Raw genomic sequence first — 23,806 nt, forward strand, 5'->3', positions numbered from 1 at the left:
ATGACACCTGATCAAAAATTTGCCCGCTACGTTAAAGTTTCGCTTGTTGGTTTTATTGTTGTCTTTTTTTATTATATTGTTGCCGATGTATGGTTGCCGGTTACGCCACAGGCACGGGTTTATCATCCGGTTGTGCAAATATCACCGCAAATAAATGGCCGTGTTACCGATGTATTGGTCAGTAATAACCAAGCGGTTAAAGCGGGTGATGTATTATTTGAGATAGATAAAAATACTTACCAACTAGCACTTGAGCAAGCACAGCTTGCCCTTGACGATGCTAAACTTCAAAATAAACGCCTTGATACCAATGTAAAAGCGCTTGAGGCACAAATAAGTGCAGCTAACGCTAAATTGCATGAGCAGCAGCTATTAAAAAAGCGTGGCGAAACGCTTTATAAACAAAACTCTATTTCGGAACAAGAGCTTGAAAGCATTCGTGCAAATTTTGCAGCAAGCCAATCTAATTTAGCCGCCTTTGAAGCACAGCTTTCTGAAGCTGTTTTAGCGCGTGGCGATTCAGGGCAAGATAATTTAGCGCTGCGCCATGCGGCCAATCAGTTAGCGCAAGCCGAGCTTAACTTATCCTATACGCAAGTGCGTGCTTTAAGTGATGGTGTAGTGGCTAATTTACAGTTACTTGAGGGTTCCTATGCTGTTGCGGGTAAGCCATTACTTGCTATTGTGGCAAGAAAAGCAGATTTAGTGGCTGATTTTCGTGAAAAGTCACTATTAAATATGCAGCCAGGCAGTTTAGCAAAAGTAGTGTTTGACAGCCGACCTGGTGAAGTATTCGACGCTAAAATTGAAACCTTCGAAGCAGGTGTTAGTGACGGGCAACTTAGTGCGAATGGATTACTTAGCACCACCGAAACCAGCAACCGCTGGGTTCGTGACGCTCAGCGTCAACGTATTCATTTAGTGCTGCCAAATAACACTCAACTTATAAATAATATGCCCAGTGGTGCGCGTGCCACTGTGCAGTTACTTCCACAATCGGCTATAGGTCAATGGTTGGGATCAGTACAGATCCGCTTTATTAGTTGGTTACATTACATTTATTAGTGGGGCGAGTAATGACACAACATGTTAGCCAAGCGCCACAACTCGATTCAAATGGTTTACGCCAAGCGCTACGGATTGCTGGCGGCTGCACTATTGGTTTTACTTTGTGCAAGTTAATGAATTGGCCCAATGGAATATTTTTTACAGTTTACCCTATGTTATTACTCGGTTTAGTGCCAAGTATTAACAAAGGCGTGATCCGTCAATTTGTTGCCAGTGCTGCCTACAGTGCGTTTATAGTGCTTATTTTACAGGGCTTATTTTCACACTTGCCGGTGTTAATGACGCTCATTATTTTTGCCAGCTTTTGTATATTGTTTTACTTAATGAGCTCTGGTGGTGCGTTTTTATTTGGTGCGTTAGGTGCGGTGAGTTTATCGATTCAGTTGCACTTTGCCAGCCATGTTGATCAAGGAAGCAGCATTTACCCGCTTATTTTAAGTAATGGTATGGCTATTTTTATTACTATTATTATTGCGCTCTTGATGCATGGTTTGTTTCCTGATGTGACAGCGCGGCCCATGCGGGCTGTGCCACACAAGGATAAAGAAAGTATTCGTCACGAGGTGTTGCTATGCGCTAGCGTTGCGACTTTATCATTCGAGGTTTTTCAGGTACTTGACTTACAAGATTCAATTTCGGCGCAAGCGGCGTCTATTTTAATTTTGTTTTCGTTGTGTTTTAAGGCTGCGGGCACCGCAAGTTGGCAACGTATTATTGGTACACTGATAGGCTGTAATGCTGCTTTAGTTGCGCAATTGTTTTTGTATAACCATACTGACGTTTTGCTTTTTCCGGTGGCTATATTATGGATTTTGTCTTTTATATTCAGTCGTTTTCATATTTTAGGCGGTGGTCCACCGGGTGTTGGGTTTGGGGTATTGACCACGTTTGGCATTTTATTTGGTCAGTCGTTAGGCCCAGGGCAAGATTTAATATACAGCGCCATGTATCGATTTAGCTCGGTGGCTGTTGCAGTAACAGTAAGCTTAAGTGCAGTGTATGTAGTGCATCGAATCCTCAACCGATTTAGCGTCACCCGCCATCATACTTATGATTAAATTAAAGGCTGCATCCGCAGCCTTTTTTATACTAGCCTATTGCAAGTAAATTCAACGCAGTTAGCGCTGAAAATAGCTGCTTGAGATAGATTTATTATCCAGAGTTCAGATTACTTAAGTTATAGCTTAATATTACCGCGTAGGGCTTTGGTTTGGCCGTGTTTGGTTTTTTTGTCCATGCGTTTACGCTGTGAGTTACGGCTAGGTTTGGTAGCACGACGTGCTTTATTAACTTTAGTCGCGCTTAAAATTAAATCTTTTAGCCGTTTTAATGCATCTTCCCTGTTGAGCTCTTGAGTGCGGTGGCTTTGCGCTTTAATTATCAATACCCCTTCTTTGGTGATCCTTGAATCTTTTAAAGCAAGTAATCGTTCTTTATAAAAGTCAGGTAATTTAGAGCGATTAATATCAAAGCGTAAATGTATAGCACTGGCTACTTTATTAACATTTTGCCCGCCTGCACCTTGTGAGCGAATAGCGCTGAGCTCTACTTCCCATTCATCTATGGTTACGGTATTTGAAATAGTTAACATAGTGCCCCGCTCTTTTTGCAAAAAATGTATTATATCATCAGTACATTGACTTGTGGTGAATCAAGCGGTCATTGCTATTTACAGTCTAATATTTGTTAAATAAACACATAAAAACTAATTTATTCTACACTTACTATATTGCTTTTTAATTCGCTTTAATTATATGAAACAAATATCTATTTTAATGTTTTTGGTGTGTATGCTCGCTATTTCATATGCTGTTTATGCTAAATCATCACAAACATTTAGTGCTGGTGTAATTGCACAAGAACAAGTTTATCCAATCAAAGTATTAGCTTTGGGTGATTTTCAGCGTTGCTTTGTTGTTGCTGCGCAAAAAGAAGATGCTCTGTATTCTGCGTGTTATATCAAAAAGAGCGCGCAATCGATTTGGGTTGCTGAATCTGCGGGAGCGCGTTGTGAAATAAAATGTGAGTCGCATTTAAACAGTGATGGCAAAACACAGGTGCAGTACTTTACTACTGATTTATAGTAAAAATGCTGTGCCAAGGTTTCTTTATCGCGGTGGTGAGCCCTTTTATTTGTTTAATCACTTGCGTATCACAAGCTGTTTGCTTTGCATTATGAGGTCCTGACAGCATCAAATAGTGGGCTTTACCTTTTATTGCTCGTTCTGCTATGAACAGTGATGGGTTTTCCCTTAGTAGTTTTTTGTTAACGGATTTTTTAGAGGTATATGCACCATACTGGCAAAAATAAGTCTCAGTATTTTTGGTTTGCATATCGCTCCACTCCCCTATTTTTCGCCACTGTGGTGAGGCATATCGCCTTGCATCAACCATAAAGCTACCATGAAGCGCTGGTATTGAATAAACATCATTAATGGTTTGTTGTGCTTTAGCTGCATTGTTATATGGGCCTGCAACGAGGTAATAGCTATCACGACGTTCATGCTTATATAACTGCAAAGCATAGGCTGCTTTATCAATTTTATTCGCAACAGTAAGTGCCGATTGAAACTTTTTGAATACGCCTAATTGCACAAAATAAGGTGTTTGTTGGTTTGATTCAGCCGCTATTGTAGCTTGTTCAGTTAAGGTATCAGCGTTATTTGTGTATACAATAATATCTTGCAATATTATGGTATCGCCGCTTTTTTCAGTGATGACCTGCTCAGGAAGATTTTTTATAGTTATGTTTTCTGAGAGTTGCTCATTTTTTTCTATTTCAAGTATATAATTTCCTTGAGAAACATTGGGGAAATAATAATAACCATCATATTCAGTGACCGTTGAATAATGCTTTTCGCCGTCTTTTTCTTTAAGTACAACCGTCAGTCCTGCGATAGGTTTACTCTTTTCATTGCTCGATAGATAAATAGTCCCCTCAACCTCGTTGTAGACCACTAAAGGAATATTTACTTTGGTTTGTCCGCCTCTATGAGCCAATGTTTTAATTTTTCCTAAAGAGGGCTGCAAGTAAGGATTAGACAACGAGCGTAAATTAACATCTAAAACCTGGCCACCGTAACTGCTTGGTAGCAAGACCTTTCCGTCATTATTGGTGTATTTATCTCGCCATAGGTAGTTGCCAGTAAAATTAACGTCTTGAATTGGCTCATCGCCTTGGTCAAAGATTTCATTTTCATTCCAATCTATGAACGAACTAACTTCTATTTGCCCGGAATTTAATGAGCGAGGAGTGTCAAAGTTAAAGTCTGCTTCTAAATGATCAAAACTAAATGTGCCATTTAAACCTAAAGATAAGCGCCAATCTCCTTGATTATCAACTTGCCCTGATACTTGTATATTAAATATCTCATGGCGGTAAGTATATTGATGATTTAAAAGCGTACTTGCCGCAGAGTTAGACTGATACGTCAGCTGGGTTTGATTAAAGGTACTTTGTGTTTGTGGCCAGCGTAAACTACTTCTCAAACGAGTGAGTTCTGCGCCATTATTAGCCTGCCAATCTAAGGTGTTGGTCCATTTCCAAGAGGCAATATCTATTGAAGAATAAAGCCGGTTTATTAGGTTATTGGTATCGTCATCATAAAATAGTTGGCTTGACCATGTTCCTGCGACATAACTTTTATTGATGCCTAATGAGAACCGATTTTTAGTGTTAGTATTTTTACGTACTTCATTGTTCCACCTCATATTCCAGTTAAGGGAGTTAAAAAAATCAGTGCGGCCATTGAGGCTCAGTGACAGCCTATTTTTGAGTGAGTTCTCTTTTGCTACAAATAAAGCGCTAGAAAAGTTATTAAGGGCACTGTATTCAACATTAACATTGATATCGTTATAAAGTTTATTAGAAAGTAGGCCTCTAAAACCGGCAAAATAAGCATAGCCAGCATCGAGTTGTTTTGTGGCTAAAAAACGGTAACTGCCGTGATCTGTAAGTGTGTTTAGCCCAGATGATAGGTAGCTGCTGTTATTTTGTTCAGTTTGCAAATGAGTAATTTGAGCGTCATAAGTAATAAACTCACTAATGCCATAAGAGAGATTACTTTTAAAGGCATTACTCATCGCCGTTGAGGAGTTACTGGATTGATTAAAAACGCTTTTATCTGTTTCTAAAAACTCCACCTGATAGCTTATTTTTCCGGGCGATAGTGCGTCTTGCCCTATTGTATATTTTTGAGTGCGTGTAATTTGCTCACCCTGTGAGCCAAAAAGTTTAATTTCAAAGATATTGTTGCCGTAAAAAGTTTCAACATCGGTAAATCGAACCAAATTTTCGTCGTTAGCTTGAGTCGTGGCAATAAATTGGCCATTTCGATGCAGCTCTGCTTGCCAGCCCGGTAGTGCCGGTTCTTCAATGGTGATAGTTGAAAAATTTTGTGCCGAATGCGGGTTAGCATTTGAAATATAAAATCCCCGGCCTTGGTTTGAGCTAGTAATAAGCTGATCTGACTGAGATTGAATATCTCCCAATTGGTAGTGAATGCGTGCCAGTGAGTGATCTTGTTCACTTAAGTTAAAGTCTTTAGTTATTTTTAAAAAGGTATTAGCGGTGTTTTCGTTTTTGTTGAATCGTAGTTCAGCTCGATGATGAAATAAGTCAAAGTAGCTATTAAGTCTGAGTAGTCCCTTATAACGATTATTAGACGATTTATAGCTTGCTGATAGCGAATATTCAGACACGGGGTAGGTTAGCGCTTGGTATTGGTCGTCTATAAAGTGGTCGTATTGCAGTGCTTTGGACTTAATTTTTTTTGTAATACCACTCGTTACTTGGTTGTTATTATAAGTAAGCAAGTTACTAGAAAATGAAACCTGCATCAGTGAGTAATCAAAGCGCGAGTCGGTATTTAAAAGTGTATTTATAACAGATAAATCAACATAGTGGTCGTAGTCATCGACAGCCCACAATGAAACATTTTCTGAGGGGGCTAAAGTTGAGGAAAGCTCAGCATTCAGCACCTGCTCACTTGAGTCAACGTTAGCAGACAGTGTATTTTGTGACACGTTTAAGCTAATTCCCATGGTCGATTTCAGGCCGCTTATGGGAAGTAGCAACTTATTTGATTTTGAGTAGTAAGCTTCTAAGTCGGAGACAACTGAGCGCCCATTTACCCTGACATTTATAATCACAAAAGACTCCTCATCAATAGGCCATTGATAAAGAGTCGGTAACTGCTTTGCGATGATTGCTTTGGGTACAATTAACAGTAATGTACAAAGTAACAAGCGAGCCGTTATACCATAGTATAAGGCATTAATGTGTAGCATTTGTTATTTGATATTAATAGGGATCGCTAACTCGATTTTACCGCCGTAAAGCTCGTTTTCTTTGTAATTGAGTGTCACAGGCCCTGTCACAGGGGCTTGTAAAGTGATGTATACCTTGCGACGTGATAAAGGGGTATAAACGGCCACATTGGCTATTTCACCAATCATTACATTATTCTCATCGACTAATTCAAAGTTTCCATACACAGAGCGATTCCCTGTGAGTGTTTGCCAAAATGTTAGAGTCGGACGCCCATTTTGAGTAATTAATTGCGGGTTTATTAATTCTGAGTCAGCCTCTAATTGGCCATGACGAACAATAACAGGCACGCTGTAAGCAACTTTAGGTCTAATGCTTATTCCATCAATGTCGGGGTTTTGTGACTCAGAGGCTATGATTTTAAGCACCGCCCTATATTCGCCTACAGCAAGCTCAGCTTTTTTGCGAACGGTCATTCTGATAGCTTGCATCCCTTTTGGGGCAATAGTGCCGCGACGTGGAGAAAACCGTAGCATGTTTTTGGCAGAGCGTCCTTCAACTTGTTGCGGAGTAACATCTATAAGTGCTCCTTCTTCGGTCATATCTTTATGGGTAACAACAAGTTTAAAATCGAGATTTTTATTAGAGGTATTTCTGATAAGTAGTGAATTATTTTTAGTACGTCCATCAAAGTATAAACGGTATTCAGACAGCGCAAGGTTGGCACTACAAATTTCAGGTAGTAAAAGAGTTAGGCAAAGGGCGGCCCAACAAAAAAGTTTAAGAATCATGGGACAACTCAACATGATAATAAAAAGTGGAGCGCGTTGCTCCACACATTTTATTTTTAATGCGCAATTGCGCAAAAAAATAAACTGAGGCTAACTAAGTAAGTTAGCCTCAGCTTTCATAGTCTTATTGGAAAGACACATCTACAGTGTAATCTACAGTGTAAGCAGCGCCCGCTGTCAGTGTAGAATCAACTGTCATATCACCATATACACTAACAGTAATATCGGTTGCACTTGCATCAGTAGTGAAAGCAGACGCAACATTGTCAGCAGTTGTTACACTGGTTGTGCCATCTGTAGCCGTTGTTACTGGAACAAAAGTTAAGTTAGTGCCTGTGCTTCCAGATACAGTAATATTCATTGCTGAATTTGGCGCTAAACCAGATACAGTAATTCCACCTAATTGAATGTTTGCATCTGACGCATCACAGTCACCCGATACAGCGCCTGCATTATCCATCGTACAGGTTGAGCTTGTAGATAAGCGAATTTTACCAAAGTGCAGTGGGCTATCTTCTGCAAAAGTAGGCTCAGTCCAACCATTTACACTTGCTTGAAATGTTTGGTTAGATGCAAGTAAAGAAGTTGATGAAATTGCTAGCAAAGCGGAAGCAGCAAAGATTTTTTTATTCATAGTTTTTCCATTTTTAAAAATTATTATTTTTTTACTTCCGTGCAAATTAGTTTTGAGGGTTATCTCAGTCCATTGTTTCGGATTTAAACACAATTGTTATCAAAATGAAGTCTTTTGTTAACATTAAGGCTTTTTAAAAGAGATAATTAGTATGAAGTTATTAATTTTGACCAGCAAAATGCAACAAGAAAAATAGCACCGATGTTAATTATTTTTTAACGCTAGAGGGAGTTATTTTAAGGCATAGTCAAAGCGACTTAATTGATGTTGAGCCTATATGAATGTTTATAAACTATTTTTAATCTTTCATAACCACTTTGTAGTTTTTTATGGCAGTCGCTCTGTGCTTAAGCGGTGAAATAAAGTGACTGCAACATCTATGCGAAATGTTTATTTTTTGAGCATAATTTACGCGTTGTATCTCTATTGTTACCTTCCCAGTTAAAATCATTACGGATTAAACTGCATTTATCAAAGATCAGATTTTTACTAGCATGTCGGTTTAAAAGTATAAAATTTAATTTTCCAAGCCTGTTTTTTCATCGTTTTGATTGTTTTTTAGCTTTCTTTGGTAATAAGTTAGTAAAAAATCGGTTTATGCCAGCGGTATTTTATGCCTTGTTGGTAAAATACTGATCCAGTGTTATTTGAGAGAAATTTATAGCTTAAAAGGTCTCTAATTATTAGCTTCTTATATCAAAATTACCTGTTAAGGCTATGGAAAAACTTATTAAATACAGTGCTTTATTTAACTTTTAATTTCATACACGGACGTGTGTTTACTGTGTCTTTATGTATTTAGCCGGTAACAGCAACGCATCCAGAGCAAGCATTCACTTAGATAGGTTATTTTATAGCTGACTTTTAATCTTTATATAGATCACTATTTAACTAACTCAATTAAATGCCTATTGCTGCATTCAAATACAAATAAGAATTACTATCTTTTGTATTTGTTGGCGTTATAATATCGCCATCTTTTTTTAGCTATGTTTAAAAGGAATTTGCAGTTTATGCAGGCCTCCAACCGTCTTTTAGACTTTCCCAAACCCGTTTTTTCTATGTTATGGCAATTTATGCAGCGCTTTAGCTATGAATTAGCGGTTTTATCGCGTTTTTTTATTGCTATTGTTGGCGGGTATTTTTTTACAGCCGTTAGTGTGTCGCTATTAAGTGCAGTAGTGCCTGTGCCTAAAGTTGACGCGGTTTTGCTTAGTGTGTCTGCGAGTATTTTAATTTATGCCCTAGTGTTTATTTATAGCTTTTATATTCATTCATTAAAAACTGTTTGGATCAGTATTTTACTAAGTATTGCAGCGCAACTTGTCTTGTTATCGCTATTGAAGGGATGGTTATGAAAGGGAGTTTTTTTCGTTCAATGACGTGGTTACATACATGGGTGGGTTTGCTCGTGTGTTGGTTACTGTATTTAATATTTTTTGCAGGCACTATTAGCTTTTTTAGAGATGAAGTGAGCTTATGGAATCAGCCAAGTGTCCATAATATTGAGCAGCAGGCAGATCGTATTGGCGCGCAAAAACAACAAATCGTGTCGGGTGTTGAGTATTTATATGCGCAAGCACCTAATGCGCCTAATTGGCGTATAACGCTTCCTGAGGAGCGTATACCTTATTTAACGTATGGTTATGCAAAACCAAAAGAGCCTGGACAACGCAGAGCGCAGTTTGAAAATGCCCGTTTAAATCCAAATACCATGCAGCCTTTAGCACCCTTTGTAGATACTCGAGGGGGTAATTTCTTTTATCGCCTGCATTTTGATTTGCATTATATTGATGTAAAAACGGCGCGTTGGATTGTCTGCTTTGCTAGTTTATTTATGCTCATTGCGTTGATATCTGGCGTCGTTATTCACAAACGTATTTTTAAAGATATGTTTGTTTTTAGAGCTAATAAAGGCAGCCGTAGCTGGTTAGATGTGCATAATTTAAGTTCGGTATTTGCCTTACCGTTTCATTTAATGATTACTTATACGGGCATTATTACCCTGATATTTATGATTTTCCCCTACCCCGCGCAAACCGTTTATGAGGATGGAATACGAGGCTTTTTTAATGATGTTTCGCCAAGTAGTTCTGCAACAGAGTCGTTGCAAGGCACTGCACCGTTAGTGCCTATCAATACTGTTTTGGATCAGGTTTATACTAAGTGGCCAGAGGCTGATATAACTCGGGTGATTATAAATAAGCCGAATAAGGCCGCTGCGACTATTATGGTTTTGGTCAGTCCTGGAAAAACATTAAGGGATCAAGCACCGCGTTTGATATTTAGTGGAGCGAGTGGTGAGCTTGTTGCTCAAACTGATGATGAACTCACCGGCAGTAAAGCGCTGTATGAGTCACTAAATTCAATGCATACTGGGCGTTTAGCAGAGCCATTATTACGTGTTTTATACTTTTTAGGCGGCATTGCTGGCTGCATAATGATAGCCACGGGCTGTATTATGTGGGCGAAGCGTATTCGGGAGCGAATGAAAAAAAATGCTCAGCCATCATGGGGTTTAAAACTCGTCGAAGCGCTTAATTTAGGAACTTTAATGGGGTTACCCTTGGCAACGTCTGCGTTCTTTTTAGCAAACCGATTAATCAGCACACGCGCAATGGAGCGCGCGGATAAAGAGATACTTGCCTTCTTTTTAACTTGGCTGTGTGTACTTATTATCGCTTTTGTAAAGCGTGACAAGTTGCAGTGGTGTGTTATGGCTGCCATAAACAGCATTGCTTGTTTTAGTGTGCCTGTGGTTAATGCGCTAACAACACAAGGGAATATAATCAGTTATTTACGTAATGAACAGTGGGCTTTATTTATGTTTGATAGTCTCTTTTTACTGTTTGGTTTGCTGTTTTTGTTACAAACCGAAAAATTACGTACTACGCTGCAAGCTAAAAAACCTAGTCCGATAAACACTCAGGAGCAAAAAGTATGATGGCATTGCTCCCTTTTAGTTTATGTTTGGTGGCTTTTAACTGCTTTGCACTGGCTAAGTTTAATCATTTCAAGGATGTTTTTAACAAGCGCCCTACTGATCAGCAGCGTTTAATTTTATTGAGTGTTGCTTGGATCAGTATTTTACTAAGTTTACTGCTTTGTGTTAGCGAATTACACGGCTATGGCGCTCTACAGTTTTGCGGGTTTATGTCGTTAAGTGCTTTAATTATAATGATTTTTTATAGTTTTTTAGTCAATTTAACTAAGCTTTTTAACTTGCTTGTATTATTGATATTAGCCACGAGTACGTTATTTTTTGGTTTAAATGGGCTTTAGTTAGTAAAAACCTGATCCCAAAGAATAGGCTAAATTGAGGTAAAAAAATGGCAAGCCATCAGGCTTGCCAATAAAAAAGGGGGATTGTCATTATGTCTTGTACTTGCCTGTCTCTTTGCAAGTGAGGCTAATATAGCCCCTCTTTATTTAGTTTACCTTACAGTAAGGTGAACGTTTTATTACAACCTAGGGGCATGTAAACCCCCTTTACAGCGATTTTTGATTTACCCAAATAATCTCATCTGTTGCAAAACCAAGCGTTTTTACTTGGCTTAAAAAGTGCTGCTTGAGCTCTTTACTCACTGTAGGTGTTCTCGATAAAAACCATAAGTAATCTTTGCTATAACTGGTAATAAAGGCATATTGATAATCAGGTTGGTCGAGCTCAAAAATAATATAGGCACCATAAAACGGGCCAAAAAATGACACTTTAAAATGCCCTGTATCGGCGTTTTCTACAAATTTAGCTAAGCCTTCAGCTTCGTCCCATTTTTGTTCTTTACTAATAAACCCTTTGTTTAATATCTTTACCGTTCCATCATCGTTAATTGAATAAGTGGCTGTTACTTGCTCCATTCCTTGTTCAAAAGAGTGGTCTAATCGTGCTATTTCATACCACTTGCCTTGGTATTTCTCTAAATCAAAGTTTTTAACAGGGGTTATTCCTTCGGGTGCGCTGGTACAGGCACTGAGTAAAAACACGGTGGTAATAAATAATGCGGTTTTAAAAGCGAGTTTCATGTTGTTTCCTTTTCTTTAGAAATTGCTATAGGATCGCCTTAATACTAAAGCAATTTAAAGAACTTAGCATGAAAATTTGGGTTGATGCTGACGCTTGTCCGGTGGTAATAAAAGAAATTTTATTTAGAGCCGCAGAGCGTACGCAAACAGAAACTATACTGGTTGCAAATCATGCCATGCGAATCCCACCGTCAAAATTTATTAGCCGACTACAAGTGTCATCGGGCTTTGATGTGGCTGATGATGAAATAGTAAAACGGATTGAAAAAGGCGATTTAGTGATCACAGGAGATATTCCACTGGCAAGTGAAGTGATTGATAATGGCGGCCAAGCACTTAATCCGCGCGGTGAGCTTTACACCACTGAAAACATTCGTTCATTACTAAATGTACGCGATTTTATGGATACTATGCGCTCAAGTGGTGTAGAAATGAGTGGTGGGCCGCCTCCATTAAGCCAAAGTGACAGACAAAACTTTGCTAACAATCTTGATCGTATTTTAGCGCAAAATAAGAGCAATTAAGGTGAGCAGCCAGTTAATAGGGTTAGGTGATGACTCATTCAGTGTTGCTGTGTATGTAGCAAAAGCGCCCCCTATGCCTTACTTTGAAACACTTGCGCAGCTAGAGCCAGTAGTTAGTGGGCAAATAAATAGCATAAACCAGCACTGTGGCAATGGCTGGCGAAAAGTTTTTAATGTGTACGCCAAAGTGTTATTTACGCTGCCAAGCGAGTATTACTCATTTGCTAAACAAGCAGTGAGTTGGCAAGCATATCGAGATGAGCTGTTGTTACAGCAGCATAGCGGGACTGCATTACTCTTTAGTGCGCCGGTGCTTACTGAGCATAAAAATCAATTGCACATTATAGCTGGGCGAACTCACGCTAAAAACTTGATACAACAAGGTAAGTTAAACGCCCAACTTGATTGGCTTGATGATGAGTTTGCTATAGATAAAAGCCAGAATATTATTGTATGCCCCTATTTTGATTATAGGCAGCTGAGTAATATTAAAATTGCCCGTTTGAGTGAATTAGTGGCTCAGTTGCGAATAATCTAAGCCACTTTCGTTTTTTAGGTAAGTGTTACGCTCAGTGTGTTAGCGCTATCAACTAGCATGAGCGAGCCCAAAATAAATAGGATGCAGGCCGATGCACGGCCAAATTTTAGTGAGAGCGCCGGATTATTGCTGAGGATTTTTCTGGCACTTACCCCTATTAACCAATATACCAGCGCACAGCCAACTAAATGAATAATGCTAAGTACCAGCAATTGTTCAGTAATAGAAAATGACAGTGTTGGTAAAACAAACTGCGGCAATAAGGCTAAAAATAACAGCATCACTTTGGGATTCAAGCCACTAATTATAAAGCCCTTTCTCATCCACTTTAGAGGCGTGTCTGAGGTGTGTTCTTGGCCATCGTTATAGGCTGCAGGCATTGGAGGAAATCGGTACAGTGATACGGCAATCCAAATTATGTACAAAGCACCAAATAAGGTTAACAGCTTTATAAACATGGCATGCGATGCTAATAACGCGCCTAACCCTATCACCACAATCAAACTAGCCATTAAATGCCCAAGTATTAACCCCGCTACTGCAGGAATGATTTTATCACCCGCTATACCTGCACTGATTGTATAAGCCCAATCGGCACCGGGGGTAAGTACAAACAAGATTGATACCAGCCAAAAAGAAAAAATAATATTAATATCCATACATATCCATGCACTAAAACCCAAAATAAGTGAGCTGCTATTTTATTTCTTTCTGATGAGTAAAAGTTACTGTATTTTACTGATATAAGCGTTCATTTTAGGAAATAATCAACTATGGATACCATAGATAGGAAAATTCTTGCTGAGTTGCAAGTTGATGGCAGGCTCACCCTCTCTGAATTGGCTGATCGTGTTGGGTTAAGCGTGTCACCTTGTCATCGTCGTGTAAAAGAGCTTGAGAAAAGCAAAGCAATTGTTGGCTACAGAACTGAAATATCACCTGAAAAAGTGGGTTTAAACTTTTCTGCGTTAGTATTTATTACTATTAAAGAAGGTGATAAAGCGTCGTTAAGCAAATTAGAGCAAGCAGTCGATGCTATCCCTCAGATCACCAATGCACAACGCTTATTTGGCACCCCTGATTACCTGTTACATGTTGTAACTAAAGATTTAGCCGCGTTTCAGCAACTCTACGATGACAAGCTATCAGCCTTACCGGGTGTACAACGTTTAACCTCAACCATTGTGATGAAAGATATTGTAAGAGCGCGTAACTTGCACTTTTAACAGGTTATGTTTTACACGAAGTTTAAAAAGTTAAACCGATGACGCTGCAAAGCCTATGGCAGCGGGCTTTGCCTAAATAGGTAAAAATAAAGTGTAAATAAAGCTTGTTATAAAGTGTATTGCTGTTATTCTGCTTGCCATCGGGTTGATAGAAAGCCCTGTTTATTTGTAAGTACCTCGTTGTTATTAGTAATAATCCTTCGCGATATCCTCAAGTTAAATGTTTGTTTTCTTCCTGTTAAACGCCTATTTTAAGGCAAATTTTTTATTATTTTTTTAGGATATTATTATGTCTAATACAACTACTGGTACAGTAAAATTTTTCAATGAAGCAAAAGGTTTTGGTTTTATTGAGCAAGAATCTGGCGCTGACGTTTTCGCACATTTCAGTGCTATCTCTGGCGACGGTTTCAAAACATTAGCCGAAGGCCAAAAAGTACAGTTTACTGTAACGCAAGGTCAAAAAGGCCCGCAAGCTGAAAACATCGTTTGCATCTAAATAGTTTTAATTGATGGGTTAGTGTTAACCCATCAATATTTATAAGTTTGAAAGAAGTTTTGTTTTATTTGTTAGTACCCCGTTGTTTTAGTAATAATCCTACGCGATATCCTCAAGTTAACTATTTTTTCGGCTCAATCGCCTCTTTTCAGGCACACTTTAATTAATTTTTAGGATACATATTATGTCTAATACAACTACTGGTTCAGTAAAATGGTTTAACGAAGCAAAAGGTTTTGGTTTTATCGAGCAAGAATCTGGCGCAGACGTTTTCGCACATTTCAGTGCTATCTCTGGCGACGGTTTTAAAACGCTAGCTGAAGGCCAACGTGTACAGTTTACTGTTACTCAAGGTCAAAAAGGCCCGCAAGCTGAAAACATCGTTTGCATCTAATTATAGAGGGAGTGGGCTTTAAAGCGCACTCACTCCGCTTAAACTAGTGTTAAGCAATAAAGCTAATATCATTATGATATTAGCTTTTTTTTTGACAAAAATTTATACAACGTAACCGCTAAAGCCAAGTGCTTTAAAATAAAGCTTTGGAATACCAAATCCACATTCATTCAGTAGTTCACTAAAGCGCATACGATCTAGGGGGTAAAACTCTCTTTCGAGGTTATGCCCCATTTGAGTTTTGCCAGCTTCAGTTAAGCCTAATTGAGCACAGGTGTTTAATTGTGACTCACGCTCAAATGTTGTTTCTGGGCGCATTAAATCAGCAATGTAAAGATTCGCTCCTTTTTTAAGGTTAGTTTTAATGCTTTTAAGAATTTGTTTTTTGTCGCCGTTATCTTCTACAAAATGCATCACCAGTAAACATAATACGGCGTCTGCTTTCGCTTTTACTTTATCAACTGGGCTACATTCAATAGTGACACGGCTATCAATACCTTGCTCTGCAAAGCGCTGTTTTGCAATATCGAGCATATCACTGGAGGTGTCTTGGGCAGTAAACTGCCATTTAGGATTTATTTGTGCTAATGCTAATACTTCCTTACCTGTGCCGGCACCAATCACTAAAATGTGTGCATCGTCGCTTAACGTGGTTTGCAGTTGTGCATTGGTTAGTTGATGAAGTAGCTCATAGCCTGGGACTAAACGGGTAATGCGGTTATCATATTCTTGTGCTTCTTCGCCTTTGAAAGTGGGCATGCTGTCTCCTTAAATTACGTTTATGGTGGAGTATCCACCCGGTTTTTTAGCGACATGAATTTGCGTAGCAACGCGTTCGCTCATTTCACTTACATGTGAAATTACACCGACCTTTCTACCTTGCGCTTGCAATGAATCTAGCGCGTCCATGGCAATACTGAGTGTTTCACTATCTAGTGTTCCAAAGCCCTCGTCAACAAATAACGAGTTAATTTGCACTTTGTTCGAAGATAGTGAGGCAAGTCCCAGTGCTAATGCCAACGACACTAAAAACGATTCACCGCCAGATAGCGTATTGACCGAGCGTTGTTCATCGGCCATATCGCGGTCGATAATGGCTATATCAAGTGACTCAGCAATTGCAGTGAGCTCATAACGCTTGTTAAGGGTTTTTAAATGGCTATTAGCATAATGCAGCAATATTTTGAGTGTTTGTGTTTGCGCTAAATTACGCATTGTTTTACCTGTGGCATCACCTAGTACTTTATTAAGTAAATGCCATTGGTCAACCTGTTGCTTGAGCTGGCTCAGTTCAGCTTGTTTGCCCTCAAGCGCTTTTGCATTTTGGTTGTGCTGCTCAATCGCGGTGTTGATGGTGAGTAAGCTATTTTGCAATTGTGTTTGCTGGGTATTTAAGTGGTTTTGTTGCTCAATTAGCTGTGCTTCGCTTTGCGTTGGCTGATTATTTTGTTGATGCTGTTCATTAGCTTGTTGCTGTTGCTTTAACGCGGCACTGGCATCAACGACTGCTTGCGATAGTTGCTCGCCTTGTTTTAACTGAGTTTTAATATCGTCGTTGCTGATAGTTAGTAAAAATGTGACTTGCTCATGACTGATATCGCCATGAAGGATGTTAAATTCTTTAAACCAGTCGTTGTAACGCGTTTCAAGCATCACTAACTCTTGGTTATTATCTGCCAGACGATGCTCAAGGTTTTTAAGCGTGATGGCGTGTTCATCGCGCTGTTTTACGGCGCTGTCGTGTGCTTGTTGGCTGGCACTTAATTGGTTTTGGCAGTGCTCTAGCTGTGCTGACAGTTTAGCTTGGTAGTCATCGGCGCTAATAGTTTGGTTATCAAATAAGGCTAAGCGCTGTTGCTGCGTATTATTGTGCTGTTGCTGTGTTTGAGTTAATTCTTCATTGAGCGTGTTAACTCGCTGCTCTGCTTTGGTTATAAGCGGTGTTAGTTGTTGTAACTGTACATTGGCGCTGTCGAATTGTTTTTGACTTTGTTCAAGCTGTGCTTGGATTTGCTGATATTGTTCTACCTGCTGAGCTAAATCGCTAAGCGGTAACGAGCCTGCTTGCAATGCGTGCCAAAAATCACTGTGTTCAAAATGTAAATTGAGCTCTTTTATAAGCGCTTCGTTTTGAGTTGCTAGTTCATCGCATTTGTTATTAAGCTGAGATTGCTGATTGCTCAGCTCAACATGCTGTGTGTTTAATTGTTGCTGTGTCGCTTGTTCTTTTTTAACTGTGCTTTGCAGCTGGTTAACAGTTTCTTGCAAATTACTGAGCTTTTTTTGCGCCGAAAAATACTGTGTTTTTTGTTCACTTAATTGCTTATAAGTTTCATCAAGCTGCTCAACTGTTAACTCATTAAGCTCGGTTTTAGCCGCTTGCATGGTATTTTTAATTTCCAGCATTTTGGCTTGTGCATCACTAATGGCTTGGCTGTACTGAGCATGCTCTGCCACCAAAACCGCGTGTTGTGTTTGGTGCTGATGAAGCTGTGTTTGAGCATCTTGGTGTTGCTGCTTTTCGTTATTATATGCATTTTCAAAGTCGGTTATTAGGTTTGTAAAAGGTTGGCTTTGATTGCTCGCGAACGGGTGCTCTGTAGCCCCACAAACGGCACACGACTCATTTGGAACCAGTTGTGCGCGTAAATGCTCAACATGCTCACTGGCACGAAGCCTCGCTTGATTAAGCGCTTGCTCTGCGTGTTTAAGTGCCTGCTCTTTGCTGGTTAAATGCGTAAGCAGCGTAGTTTTAGTGTGTTCACTGTGGCTGAGCTTTTCTGCCACATCACGTTGCTGTTGCACCGTGTGTTTTAATTCTTGGTTAAACTGCTTATAGCGTGTGCGCTGATCTTTTAAATAATCAATGTTTTTAAGCTTAATGTCGCATTGTTCAATGTTAAATTGAGCGTGCTGCTGGTTTAGCTTATTTAGGCTTTGCTGCTGCGTTGTAAGCGTTTGCTCTGCTTGTTCGAGTTGTTTATTTTGCTCGCTAAGTTTTGCTGTGAGTATTGTTTGTTGCTCTGCGTGAGCCTGAGCTTGCTGCTGGGTTGCTTTTAGTTGTGTCTGAGTATTAAAAAACTGCTTAAAGCTATGATGAAAATAGTTCCAATCAGTTGCCAATGGCTTTAATTGACTCTGCTCGTTCAACCAGTGCTGATGCCCTGTGATTTGAGTTTTGGCTTGCTCTGCGCTTATTTTGTTTTGTTGTAGCTGCTGTTGTAAATCACTTAATTGTTGCTGCTCTTTGGCACTTTGTTGAGTCAGACTTTTTATAGTTTGGTTATATATTGCTAATTGGCTGTCGAGCTCTCGCGCTTTTGCAATCAGAGGCTCTGCTGTTAGCTTTTGTTGTTTTGCTGTATCTAATTCGTTTTGCTGTTTTTTAACGTTACTGGCTTGCTCGGTGATCAGCGCGTTGTGATCAAGCTCGTTTAATTGTTTTATTTGTGTATTTAACTGGCTATTTTGCGCTGTTAAGCTTTCACAGCGCTGGCGGTTATCTTTAATTTCAAGCGCACTTTGCGCTTGTTTTGCTTGCTCAGTTTGCGCTTTAACAGCATTGAGTGCGGCATGTGCTTGTTGCTCGTTTTGCTGAGCATTTTTTAATGCCAGCTCCAAGCTATGCGCTTGCTTATACCAATTAATGCCTTGCTCTGTCGTTGCTAAAGTTGTTTTAGTGTGTTCAATTTGTTGTTTTAAATCAGCCAGCGTTTGTTGTTTTTCACTCAGCTCATCGTCAGACAATAACGTATAACTGGCTAAACTTGCCGTTAGTAATTCAAATTTATCTTTAATAGCTTTGTTGCGCTCAAATATACGCTGCCCTATTCGACTAAATTTATCGGTGCCAGTCAGGCACTCTAAAAGCTGCGCGCGCTCATCGCCAGTGGCTTTTAAAAAGGCGGCAAACTCATGTTGTGCTAGTAACACCGCACGCGAGAACTGCTCAAAGGTTAAACCTATTTTATTTTCTATGGCTTTTAAGGTGCCACTTTTGTCAGCAATTAAGGTTTCATCGGGTAGGCTATGTAAAGTATGTTCGGCCACTTTAAGTTTGCCGGTTACTTTTTTATGCGTACGTTGAATACTATAACGTGCTCTGTAAAACTGTTGGTCTTGGCCACTAAAATCTACTTCGGCGTACCCTTCCCATTTGCCACGGCGCAATAAATTGCGGGCATCGTTAAGCTTAATGTTATCGCCATTAAAATCAATTAGGTTACCTTTATCGCCTTTCAAACGCGCAGTTTTAGTATAAAGTGCTAAGCAGATAGCATCGAGTACGGTGCTTTTTCCTGCGCCGGTGTCACCTGTAATGGCAAAGAGGCCTGCGTCTTTGAGTGGTGAGGCTAAAAAGTCGATTTCGGCATCGGCAATAGAGGCTAAATTATGAATACGAACAGCCGTTATTTTCATAGCAGTTGCTCCTGTTCAAGTTCTTCAATTACGTCGGTTAACAGTGCTTTTAATTCATTGGGCACGGTCGCTGCGGCCATATCTTTATCATTATTAAATGCTTGTTCGAGTAAGCTAATTGGGTTGAGCATTTCCACAAAACTTAAATCTTCAAATACCGTTTCTGAGGAATTACTCATTTGCTGGTCACGAACTCGCTCTATGCCACAAAAATTAACCTGTTTTCCTTTAAGTGCTTGCTCGATTTGTTCTCGAAAGGTGGTATCGATATCACTTGATTTAAGTTTTACTCGCAAGTAAGGAGCAATGTCGTATTGCTCTGTATCGAGTGCTTTTATTTGCTCACACAGCTGCGCTAAAGGCACACATTCTCCTTCAGGAAGTACAATGACTTCAGCTAAGCGCGGAATGTAAAGGGGGTTTACAGTGGTGTTTAACGGTTGGTTTTTTTGCTCGCTAAATTCAACCACATTTACTTGATGGGTATACTTTCTTTCTGAAAACGACATTGGAATAGGCGTGCCGCTGTAACGTATTTGCTCATTTTTAGCTACTAGTTGTGCTTTATGTAAGTGGCCTAGTGCGACGTAATTGGCTTGCTTACCAAATACCGACGCTGAAATAGCTTCTTCACCGCCAATGACCAAATTACGTTCAGAGTCACCGGAAATATTACCGCCTTTTGCATGCAAATGACCCATAACAATTAAAGGCTTATTTTCAGCGTTAAGTGTTAGCGCATGTTCAAGAGCAAGTTCATAGGCTTTTGCAACGCCCTGTGCGTAACTGGGGCCATTTTCGGTTTGGCTAAGCGTACTTATGTCACTTGTGCGTAAAAAAGGCATAGCGAGTACCACAGCGCGTTTATCATCGTTATTAATCGTTACTACAACGTCACTGGGTTTAGCAGGATCAAACCGCCCTACCACATGAGTATCAAACTGGGCTAATAAGGGTTGTGCAGCCAAAATACGATTAGCGGAGTCATGATTACCCGCAATAATAACAACGTGTAATTGTGGGCACTGGGCTTTGGCGTTTTTTATAAATTGATAGAGTTGGTTTTCGGCGTTAGCACTCGGTGTGGCAGTATGATAAATGTCACCTGCAACAAGCAATAAATCGATTTGTTGGTTAACGAGGGTGGTTAACAGCCAAGAGAAAAAAGCATGGTGCTCATGACGGCGATCATGTTCATAAAATTGCTGACCTAGGTGCCAGTCTGAAGTGTGAAGAACTTTCATTTTGCGCTCTTAAAAAACCATAAGAGCGCCAATATACCCAAGGCAATTAAAGATGCAAGTATCGCTTTAGGTTAAAGTATACCAAGCTATAAAAATAACGGGCAAAGCAGCGAGCGCGATTGTTAAAGGCCACTTTAATGCTTTGGCTTTTTTAGCTTGTAATACTTGCAGTGCATTAGTTTCATTACATGCAGCGACTTTATCAATATACAGATAACCCGAGTTTATATACTGCTTACAATTTTGCACGTCTGCTGGTATTGCAATTAGTTTTTGCTGCTTTTTTAGGACATAAAAATCCATAAACTCACCACACTTGTTACGACTAGTTAGAACAAAAAATATTTGAGAGAAACGCTAAAAAAATGCTCTCAAATTAAAAAAGTGGGCGATTCTAATTACAAACCATAGTAAAGATCAACCTAAAACTGCGTTATTTAGCTTTTTTAATGAAAATAGCTGTGTTTTTTGCTTTTATCTCTACTTTTAGTGATAGCCAGTCTATTTTGTAAACCCCCTTTACAGTTTTGTTTAGCGTATTAATTGCCTTTGTTTTTTATTCAATTTCTGACGAAATGTCCGTTCTTTTTTGTTGTATAAAACGCTATTTATTGTATTTACAAAAAGGTGGGGAATATCACCCTATAAAAGCAGGGTTTTATCGCTATTTTATTGAAGCTAAGCTGTAAATTTGTCACAGTAGCGTTACTAAAATCGATCAGGATTAACAATGAAGAAAAATTTATTTACACTGAGCGCGTTTGTATTGCCTTTGGCAATGGCAAGCTCTGTGCTTGCCTCATCTGTTGAGCAAACTAAAGGCAGCTATGTTGATAAGTTTCGTCAACTAGATGAAGCTTTACCTACGCCTAACGTTTACCGCAGTGCAGCTGGTGCCCCTGCTGAAAATTATTGGCAACAACGCGTTGATTACGATATTGATGTAAAGCTTGATGAGCAAAAGCGTCGCTTAACGGGGAGTCAAACAATTGAATATAAAAATAACTCTCCGCATACATTAAAGTATTTATGGCTTCAGCTTGATCAAAATATTTTTAAAAATGACTCAATTGCAGAAACCACGCAAACATTTAAAAGTACCCTACAAAACGAACCAGATGCAAAACCAGCTAAGTTAAGCTTAGGTGATTTACGTCGTCAGCAATTTATGGACGATAATGAACTGGGTTACACCATCAGCAATGTTAAAGATGAAGATGGTAAAGCGCTGCGCGTGACTGTGGTTGATACCTTAATGCGCATTGATTTAAATACGCCACTTAAACCCGGTAAAGATGTTGAGTTTAGTATGGACTTTGCGTTTAACCTCGTTGAAGAAGACGCGGTAGGCGCACGTGCAGGTTACGAGCATTTTGAAGAAGACGGTAACGATATTTTTTTAGTTGCACAGTGGTTTCCTCGCTTAGCGGCTTACACCGATTACGAAGCATGGACAAACAAACCGTTTTTAGGCAGTGGTGAGTTCACTTTAGAGTTTGGTGACTACGATGTTGAAATTACGGTTCCTGCGGATCATATTGTATCGGCAACTGGTAAGCTTGATAACCCAAGCTCGGTATTGACCAGCACTCAGCGCAAGCGTTTAAAAGAAGCTGAAACAGCAAAACGCCCTGTGTTTGTTGTTACCGAAGAAGAAGCGCTCGAAAACGAAAAAGCCGGTACAGACAAAACAAAAACATGGCATTTTAAAGCAGAAAATGTTCGTGACTTTGCTTGGGCATCATCACGTAAATTTATGTGGGATGCTAAAGGTTACCAGCAAGGTGGTGATGAACAACCACTCGTTATGGCGATGTCGTTCTTCCCTAAAGAAGGTGGCGACTTATGGAAGAAATACTCAACTGAAGCGGTTGTACACACGATGGAAGTGTATTCACAGTATTCATTTGATTACCCATACCCAACTGCGCAGTCAGTTAATGGCCCTGTAGGGGGTATGGAATACCCAATGATCACTTTTAATGGCCCACGTACAGATTTACAAGACGATGGTACACGCACTTACTCTCAAGCAGAAAAACGCTTTTTAATTGGTGTTGTTATCCATGAGGTAGGTCATATCTACTTCCCAATGATTGTAAACTCAGATGAGCGCCAATGGACTTGGATGGATGAAGGCTTAAATAGCTTTTTAGACGGTGTTGCTGGGCGTGAATGGGATCCAACCATTCCATGGGGCGTTGAACCACGTGACATTGTTGCTTACATGAAGTCAGAGACTCAAGTGCCTATTATGACGCAATCAGACAGCGTGCTACGTTTAGGTCCTAATGCCTATACTAAACCTGCTGCGGCATTAAATATTTTACGTGAAGTGATTTTAGGGCGTGAATTATTTGATTTTGCCTTTAAAGAGTACGCTCAGCGCTGGAAGTATAAACGCCCTACTCCCGCTGATTTTTTCCGTACTATGGAAGAAGCCTCAGGTGTTGATTTAGATTGGTTCTGGCGTGGTTGGTTCTACACCACAGACCATGTTGATATCTCGCTTGATAAAGTATATCAATTACGTTTAGACACCAAAAATCCAGATATCGACTTTAAACGTTTACGTGATATTGAAGCTGATAAGCCAAGTTCATTATTTGTTGAGCGTAATCGCGCTGAAGGTAAAAAAACGTGGGTTGAACAAAATCCAGATGTGACAGATTTTTATGACGAAAACGATCGCTTTACCGTTACAAACAAAGAGCGTAATACGTACAATAAGTTTTTAAAAGGCTTAAAGCCGTGGGAGCGTAAAACACTTGATCGCGCGCTAGAAGAAGACAAAAACTACTACGTGATGGAGTTTTCAAACCTCGGTGGCTTAGTGATGCCAATTCTTTTAGAGCTAACGTATGAAGATGGCACTAAAGAGGAACGTTATATTCCTGCAGAAATTTGGCGTCGTAATCACAAAAACGTACAAAAGCTGATTATTACCGACAAAAACAAACCGCTTACCTCAGTAACGGTTGATCCAGGCTGGGAAACAGCAGATGTTGATGTAGAAAATAACCACTACCCACGTCGTATTATTCCTTCGCGTATTGAAGTGTATAAACGTGAAAAGAGTAAGGCAAAAGTAAGCCGCGATATTATGCAAGATATCAAAACAGAGCTGAAAAAAGACGAGCCAAAAGACGAAAAAAATAACGACGAGGATCAATAATA

At 39.6% G+C, this 23,806-nt stretch carries 22 protein-coding genes; 12 read left to right on the top strand and 10 right to left on the bottom strand.

Translation table 11 applies throughout. The annotated features are described in order from the left end of the window. Both PTET_RS16050 and PTET_RS16055 read left to right on the top strand, forming a co-directional pair. Complete coding sequence (locus PTET_RS16050; protein WP_024602436.1) at positions 1-1,065, top strand: HlyD family secretion protein; 1,065 nt, start codon at positions 1-3, stop codon at positions 1,063-1,065. An 11-nt stretch (positions 1,066-1,076) separates the two neighbouring features. After that, complete coding sequence (locus PTET_RS16055; RefSeq protein ID WP_024602435.1) at positions 1,077-2,126, top strand: DUF2955 domain-containing protein; 1,050 nt, start codon at positions 1,077-1,079, stop codon at positions 2,124-2,126. Between the two features lie 119 nt (positions 2,127-2,245). Here PTET_RS16055 and arfB read toward each other — a convergent pair whose 3' ends face one another. Continuing rightward, positions 2,246-2,659 carry an alternative ribosome rescue aminoacyl-tRNA hydrolase ArfB gene (gene arfB / locus PTET_RS16060; protein ID WP_013462803.1) on the bottom strand — a complete coding sequence of 138 codons (414 nt, stop codon included), beginning with the start codon at positions 2,657-2,659 and terminating at the stop codon, positions 2,246-2,248. A 163-nt stretch (positions 2,660-2,822) separates the two neighbouring features. Between arfB and PTET_RS16065 the strand changes: the two genes are divergently transcribed. Continuing rightward, the gene (locus tag PTET_RS16065; RefSeq protein WP_024602434.1) at positions 2,823-3,152 is read left to right on the top strand and encodes a hypothetical protein; all 330 of its coding nucleotides are present in this window, start codon (positions 2,823-2,825) and stop codon (positions 3,150-3,152) included. On the opposite strand, the gene PTET_RS16070 is transcribed toward PTET_RS16065, so the two are convergent. From PTET_RS16070 to PTET_RS16080, 3 genes are all read right to left on the bottom strand, one after another. Then, entirely contained in the window at positions 3,139-6,357 is a 3,219-nt protein-coding gene (locus PTET_RS16070) for an SdrD B-like domain-containing protein (RefSeq protein ID WP_096038950.1), read from the bottom strand. The genes PTET_RS16065 and PTET_RS16070 overlap by 14 nt on opposite strands. 3 nt (positions 6,358-6,360) lie before the next feature. Further along, a complete protein-coding gene (locus PTET_RS16075) occupies positions 6,361-7,128 on the bottom strand; it encodes a fimbrial biogenesis chaperone (RefSeq protein ID WP_232311369.1) in 768 nt (255 codons plus the stop codon). Positions 7,129-7,252: 124 nt separating this feature from the next. Continuing rightward, complete coding sequence (locus tag PTET_RS16080; protein ID WP_036955510.1) at positions 7,253-7,762, bottom strand: hypothetical protein; 510 nt, start codon at positions 7,760-7,762, stop codon at positions 7,253-7,255. Positions 7,763-8,775: 1,013 nt separating this feature from the next. Here PTET_RS16080 and PTET_RS16085 point away from each other — a divergent pair. The 3 genes from PTET_RS16085 to PTET_RS16095 are packed head-to-tail and all read left to right on the top strand — an operon-like array spanning position 8,776 to position 11,044. Beyond that, a complete protein-coding gene (locus tag PTET_RS16085; RefSeq protein ID WP_090495249.1) occupies positions 8,776-9,120 on the top strand; it encodes a hypothetical protein in 345 nt (114 codons plus the stop codon). Then, positions 9,117-10,706, top strand: a complete 1,590-nt coding sequence (locus PTET_RS16090; protein WP_036955507.1) for a PepSY-associated TM helix domain-containing protein — start codon at positions 9,117-9,119, stop codon at positions 10,704-10,706. Before PTET_RS16085 ends, PTET_RS16090 begins: the two co-directional genes overlap by 4 nt. After that, entirely contained in the window at positions 10,703-11,044 is a 342-nt protein-coding gene (locus PTET_RS16095) for a DUF3325 domain-containing protein (protein WP_016899981.1), read from the top strand. The genes PTET_RS16090 and PTET_RS16095 overlap by 4 nt, the downstream gene beginning before the upstream one ends. Before the next feature lie 207 nt (positions 11,045-11,251). On the opposite strand, the gene PTET_RS16100 is transcribed toward PTET_RS16095, so the two are convergent. Continuing rightward, the gene (locus PTET_RS16100) at positions 11,252-11,785 is read right to left on the bottom strand and encodes a lipocalin family protein (protein WP_036955505.1); all 534 of its coding nucleotides are present in this window, start codon (positions 11,783-11,785) and stop codon (positions 11,252-11,254) included. 68 nt (positions 11,786-11,853) lie between these two features. Between PTET_RS16100 and PTET_RS16105 the strand changes: the two genes are divergently transcribed. Together PTET_RS16105 and PTET_RS16110 are read left to right on the top strand one after the other, a co-directional pair. Beyond that, complete coding sequence (locus PTET_RS16105; protein ID WP_028834651.1) at positions 11,854-12,309, top strand: YaiI/YqxD family protein; 456 nt, start codon at positions 11,854-11,856, stop codon at positions 12,307-12,309. A gap of 1 nt (position 12,310) precedes the next feature. Then, positions 12,311-12,847, top strand: coding sequence for a DUF6942 family protein (locus tag PTET_RS16110; protein ID WP_036955502.1), 537 nt, complete (start codon positions 12,311-12,313; stop codon positions 12,845-12,847). Positions 12,848-12,861: 14 nt separating this feature from the next. Here PTET_RS16110 and PTET_RS16115 read toward each other — a convergent pair whose 3' ends face one another. After that, complete coding sequence (locus PTET_RS16115; protein WP_036955500.1) at positions 12,862-13,506, bottom strand: LysE family translocator; 645 nt, start codon at positions 13,504-13,506, stop codon at positions 12,862-12,864. 114 nt (positions 13,507-13,620) lie between these two features. On the opposite strand from PTET_RS16115, the gene PTET_RS16120 reads away from it, so the two are divergent. From PTET_RS16120 to PTET_RS16130, 3 genes are all read left to right on the top strand, one after another. Then, on the top strand, positions 13,621-14,073 hold the full coding sequence (locus tag PTET_RS16120) for an Lrp/AsnC family transcriptional regulator (RefSeq protein WP_013462814.1): 453 nt from the start codon (positions 13,621-13,623) through the stop codon (positions 14,071-14,073). A 289-nt stretch (positions 14,074-14,362) separates the two neighbouring features. Continuing rightward, positions 14,363-14,572, top strand: a complete 210-nt coding sequence (locus tag PTET_RS16125; RefSeq protein ID WP_008463923.1) for a cold-shock protein — start codon at positions 14,363-14,365, stop codon at positions 14,570-14,572. Positions 14,573-14,756: 184 nt separating this feature from the next. Further along, a complete protein-coding gene (locus PTET_RS16130; protein ID WP_007377377.1) occupies positions 14,757-14,966 on the top strand; it encodes a cold-shock protein in 210 nt (69 codons plus the stop codon). Positions 14,967-15,068: 102 nt separating this feature from the next. Here PTET_RS16130 and PTET_RS16135 read toward each other — a convergent pair whose 3' ends face one another. From PTET_RS16135 to PTET_RS16150, 4 genes are all read right to left on the bottom strand, one after another. Further along, the gene (locus PTET_RS16135; protein ID WP_016899984.1) at positions 15,069-15,725 is read right to left on the bottom strand and encodes a class I SAM-dependent methyltransferase; all 657 of its coding nucleotides are present in this window, start codon (positions 15,723-15,725) and stop codon (positions 15,069-15,071) included. Between the two features lie 9 nt (positions 15,726-15,734). Next, a complete protein-coding gene (locus PTET_RS16140; RefSeq protein ID WP_096038952.1) occupies positions 15,735-19,385 on the bottom strand; it encodes an AAA family ATPase in 3,651 nt (1,216 codons plus the stop codon). After that, a complete protein-coding gene (locus PTET_RS16145; protein WP_096038953.1) occupies positions 19,382-20,629 on the bottom strand; it encodes an exonuclease SbcCD subunit D in 1,248 nt (415 codons plus the stop codon). Before PTET_RS16145 ends, PTET_RS16140 begins: the two co-directional genes overlap by 4 nt. A 66-nt stretch (positions 20,630-20,695) precedes the next feature. Beyond that, positions 20,696-20,932: a hypothetical protein gene (locus tag PTET_RS16150; protein ID WP_013462818.1), complete on the bottom strand. Its 237-nt coding sequence runs from the start codon at positions 20,930-20,932 to the stop codon at positions 20,696-20,698. A 427-nt stretch (positions 20,933-21,359) separates the two neighbouring features. Here PTET_RS16150 and PTET_RS16155 point away from each other — a divergent pair, with 427 nt between their 5' ends. Continuing rightward, the gene (locus PTET_RS16155) at positions 21,360-23,804 is read left to right on the top strand and encodes a M1 family metallopeptidase (RefSeq protein WP_033103223.1); all 2,445 of its coding nucleotides are present in this window, start codon (positions 21,360-21,362) and stop codon (positions 23,802-23,804) included. The last annotated feature ends 2 nt before the right edge of the window (positions 23,805-23,806 follow it).

The organism is Pseudoalteromonas tetraodonis (assembly GCF_002310835.1).
In the GTDB taxonomy this organism is placed as follows: domain Bacteria; phylum Pseudomonadota; class Gammaproteobacteria; order Enterobacterales; family Alteromonadaceae; genus Pseudoalteromonas; species Pseudoalteromonas tetraodonis.

What these genes read in the sequence shown, in the direction of transcription:
- arfB (WP_013462803.1), bottom strand. Translation starts at nt 2,659, where the DNA reads ATGTTAACTATTTCAAATACCGTAACCATAGATGAATGGGAAGTAGAG.
- PTET_RS16065 (WP_024602434.1), top strand. Translation starts at nt 2,823, where the DNA reads ATGAAACAAATATCTATTTTAATGTTTTTGGTGTGTATGCTCGCTATT.
- PTET_RS16135 (WP_016899984.1), bottom strand. Translation starts at nt 15,725, where the DNA reads ATGCCCACTTTCAAAGGCGAAGAAGCACAAGAATATGATAACCGCATT.
- PTET_RS16090 (WP_036955507.1), top strand. Translation starts at nt 9,117, where the DNA reads ATGAAAGGGAGTTTTTTTCGTTCAATGACGTGGTTACATACATGGGTG.
- PTET_RS16140 (WP_096038952.1), bottom strand. Translation starts at nt 19,385, where the DNA reads ATGAAAATAACGGCTGTTCGTATTCATAATTTAGCCTCTATTGCCGAT.
- PTET_RS16130 (WP_007377377.1), top strand. Translation starts at nt 14,757, where the DNA reads ATGTCTAATACAACTACTGGTTCAGTAAAATGGTTTAACGAAGCAAAA.
- PTET_RS16075 (WP_232311369.1), bottom strand. Translation starts at nt 7,128, where the DNA reads ATGATTCTTAAACTTTTTTGTTGGGCCGCCCTTTGCCTAACTCTTTTA.
- PTET_RS16155 (WP_033103223.1), top strand. Translation starts at nt 21,360, where the DNA reads ATGAAGAAAAATTTATTTACACTGAGCGCGTTTGTATTGCCTTTGGCA.
- PTET_RS16115 (WP_036955500.1), bottom strand. Translation starts at nt 13,506, where the DNA reads ATGGATATTAATATTATTTTTTCTTTTTGGCTGGTATCAATCTTGTTT.
- PTET_RS16055 (WP_024602435.1), top strand. Translation starts at nt 1,077, where the DNA reads ATGACACAACATGTTAGCCAAGCGCCACAACTCGATTCAAATGGTTTA.
- PTET_RS16085 (WP_090495249.1), top strand. Translation starts at nt 8,776, where the DNA reads ATGCAGGCCTCCAACCGTCTTTTAGACTTTCCCAAACCCGTTTTTTCT.
- PTET_RS16050 (WP_024602436.1), top strand. Translation starts at nt 1, where the DNA reads ATGACACCTGATCAAAAATTTGCCCGCTACGTTAAAGTTTCGCTTGTT.
- PTET_RS16095 (WP_016899981.1), top strand. Translation starts at nt 10,703, where the DNA reads ATGATGGCATTGCTCCCTTTTAGTTTATGTTTGGTGGCTTTTAACTGC.
- PTET_RS16150 (WP_013462818.1), bottom strand. Translation starts at nt 20,932, where the DNA reads ATGGATTTTTATGTCCTAAAAAAGCAGCAAAAACTAATTGCAATACCA.
- PTET_RS16125 (WP_008463923.1), top strand. Translation starts at nt 14,363, where the DNA reads ATGTCTAATACAACTACTGGTACAGTAAAATTTTTCAATGAAGCAAAA.
- PTET_RS16105 (WP_028834651.1), top strand. Translation starts at nt 11,854, where the DNA reads ATGAAAATTTGGGTTGATGCTGACGCTTGTCCGGTGGTAATAAAAGAA.
- PTET_RS16070 (WP_096038950.1), bottom strand. Translation starts at nt 6,357, where the DNA reads ATGCTACACATTAATGCCTTATACTATGGTATAACGGCTCGCTTGTTA.
- PTET_RS16145 (WP_096038953.1), bottom strand. Translation starts at nt 20,629, where the DNA reads ATGAAAGTTCTTCACACTTCAGACTGGCACCTAGGTCAGCAATTTTAT.
- PTET_RS16120 (WP_013462814.1), top strand. Translation starts at nt 13,621, where the DNA reads ATGGATACCATAGATAGGAAAATTCTTGCTGAGTTGCAAGTTGATGGC.
- PTET_RS16100 (WP_036955505.1), bottom strand. Translation starts at nt 11,785, where the DNA reads ATGAAACTCGCTTTTAAAACCGCATTATTTATTACCACCGTGTTTTTA.
- PTET_RS16080 (WP_036955510.1), bottom strand. Translation starts at nt 7,762, where the DNA reads ATGAATAAAAAAATCTTTGCTGCTTCCGCTTTGCTAGCAATTTCATCA.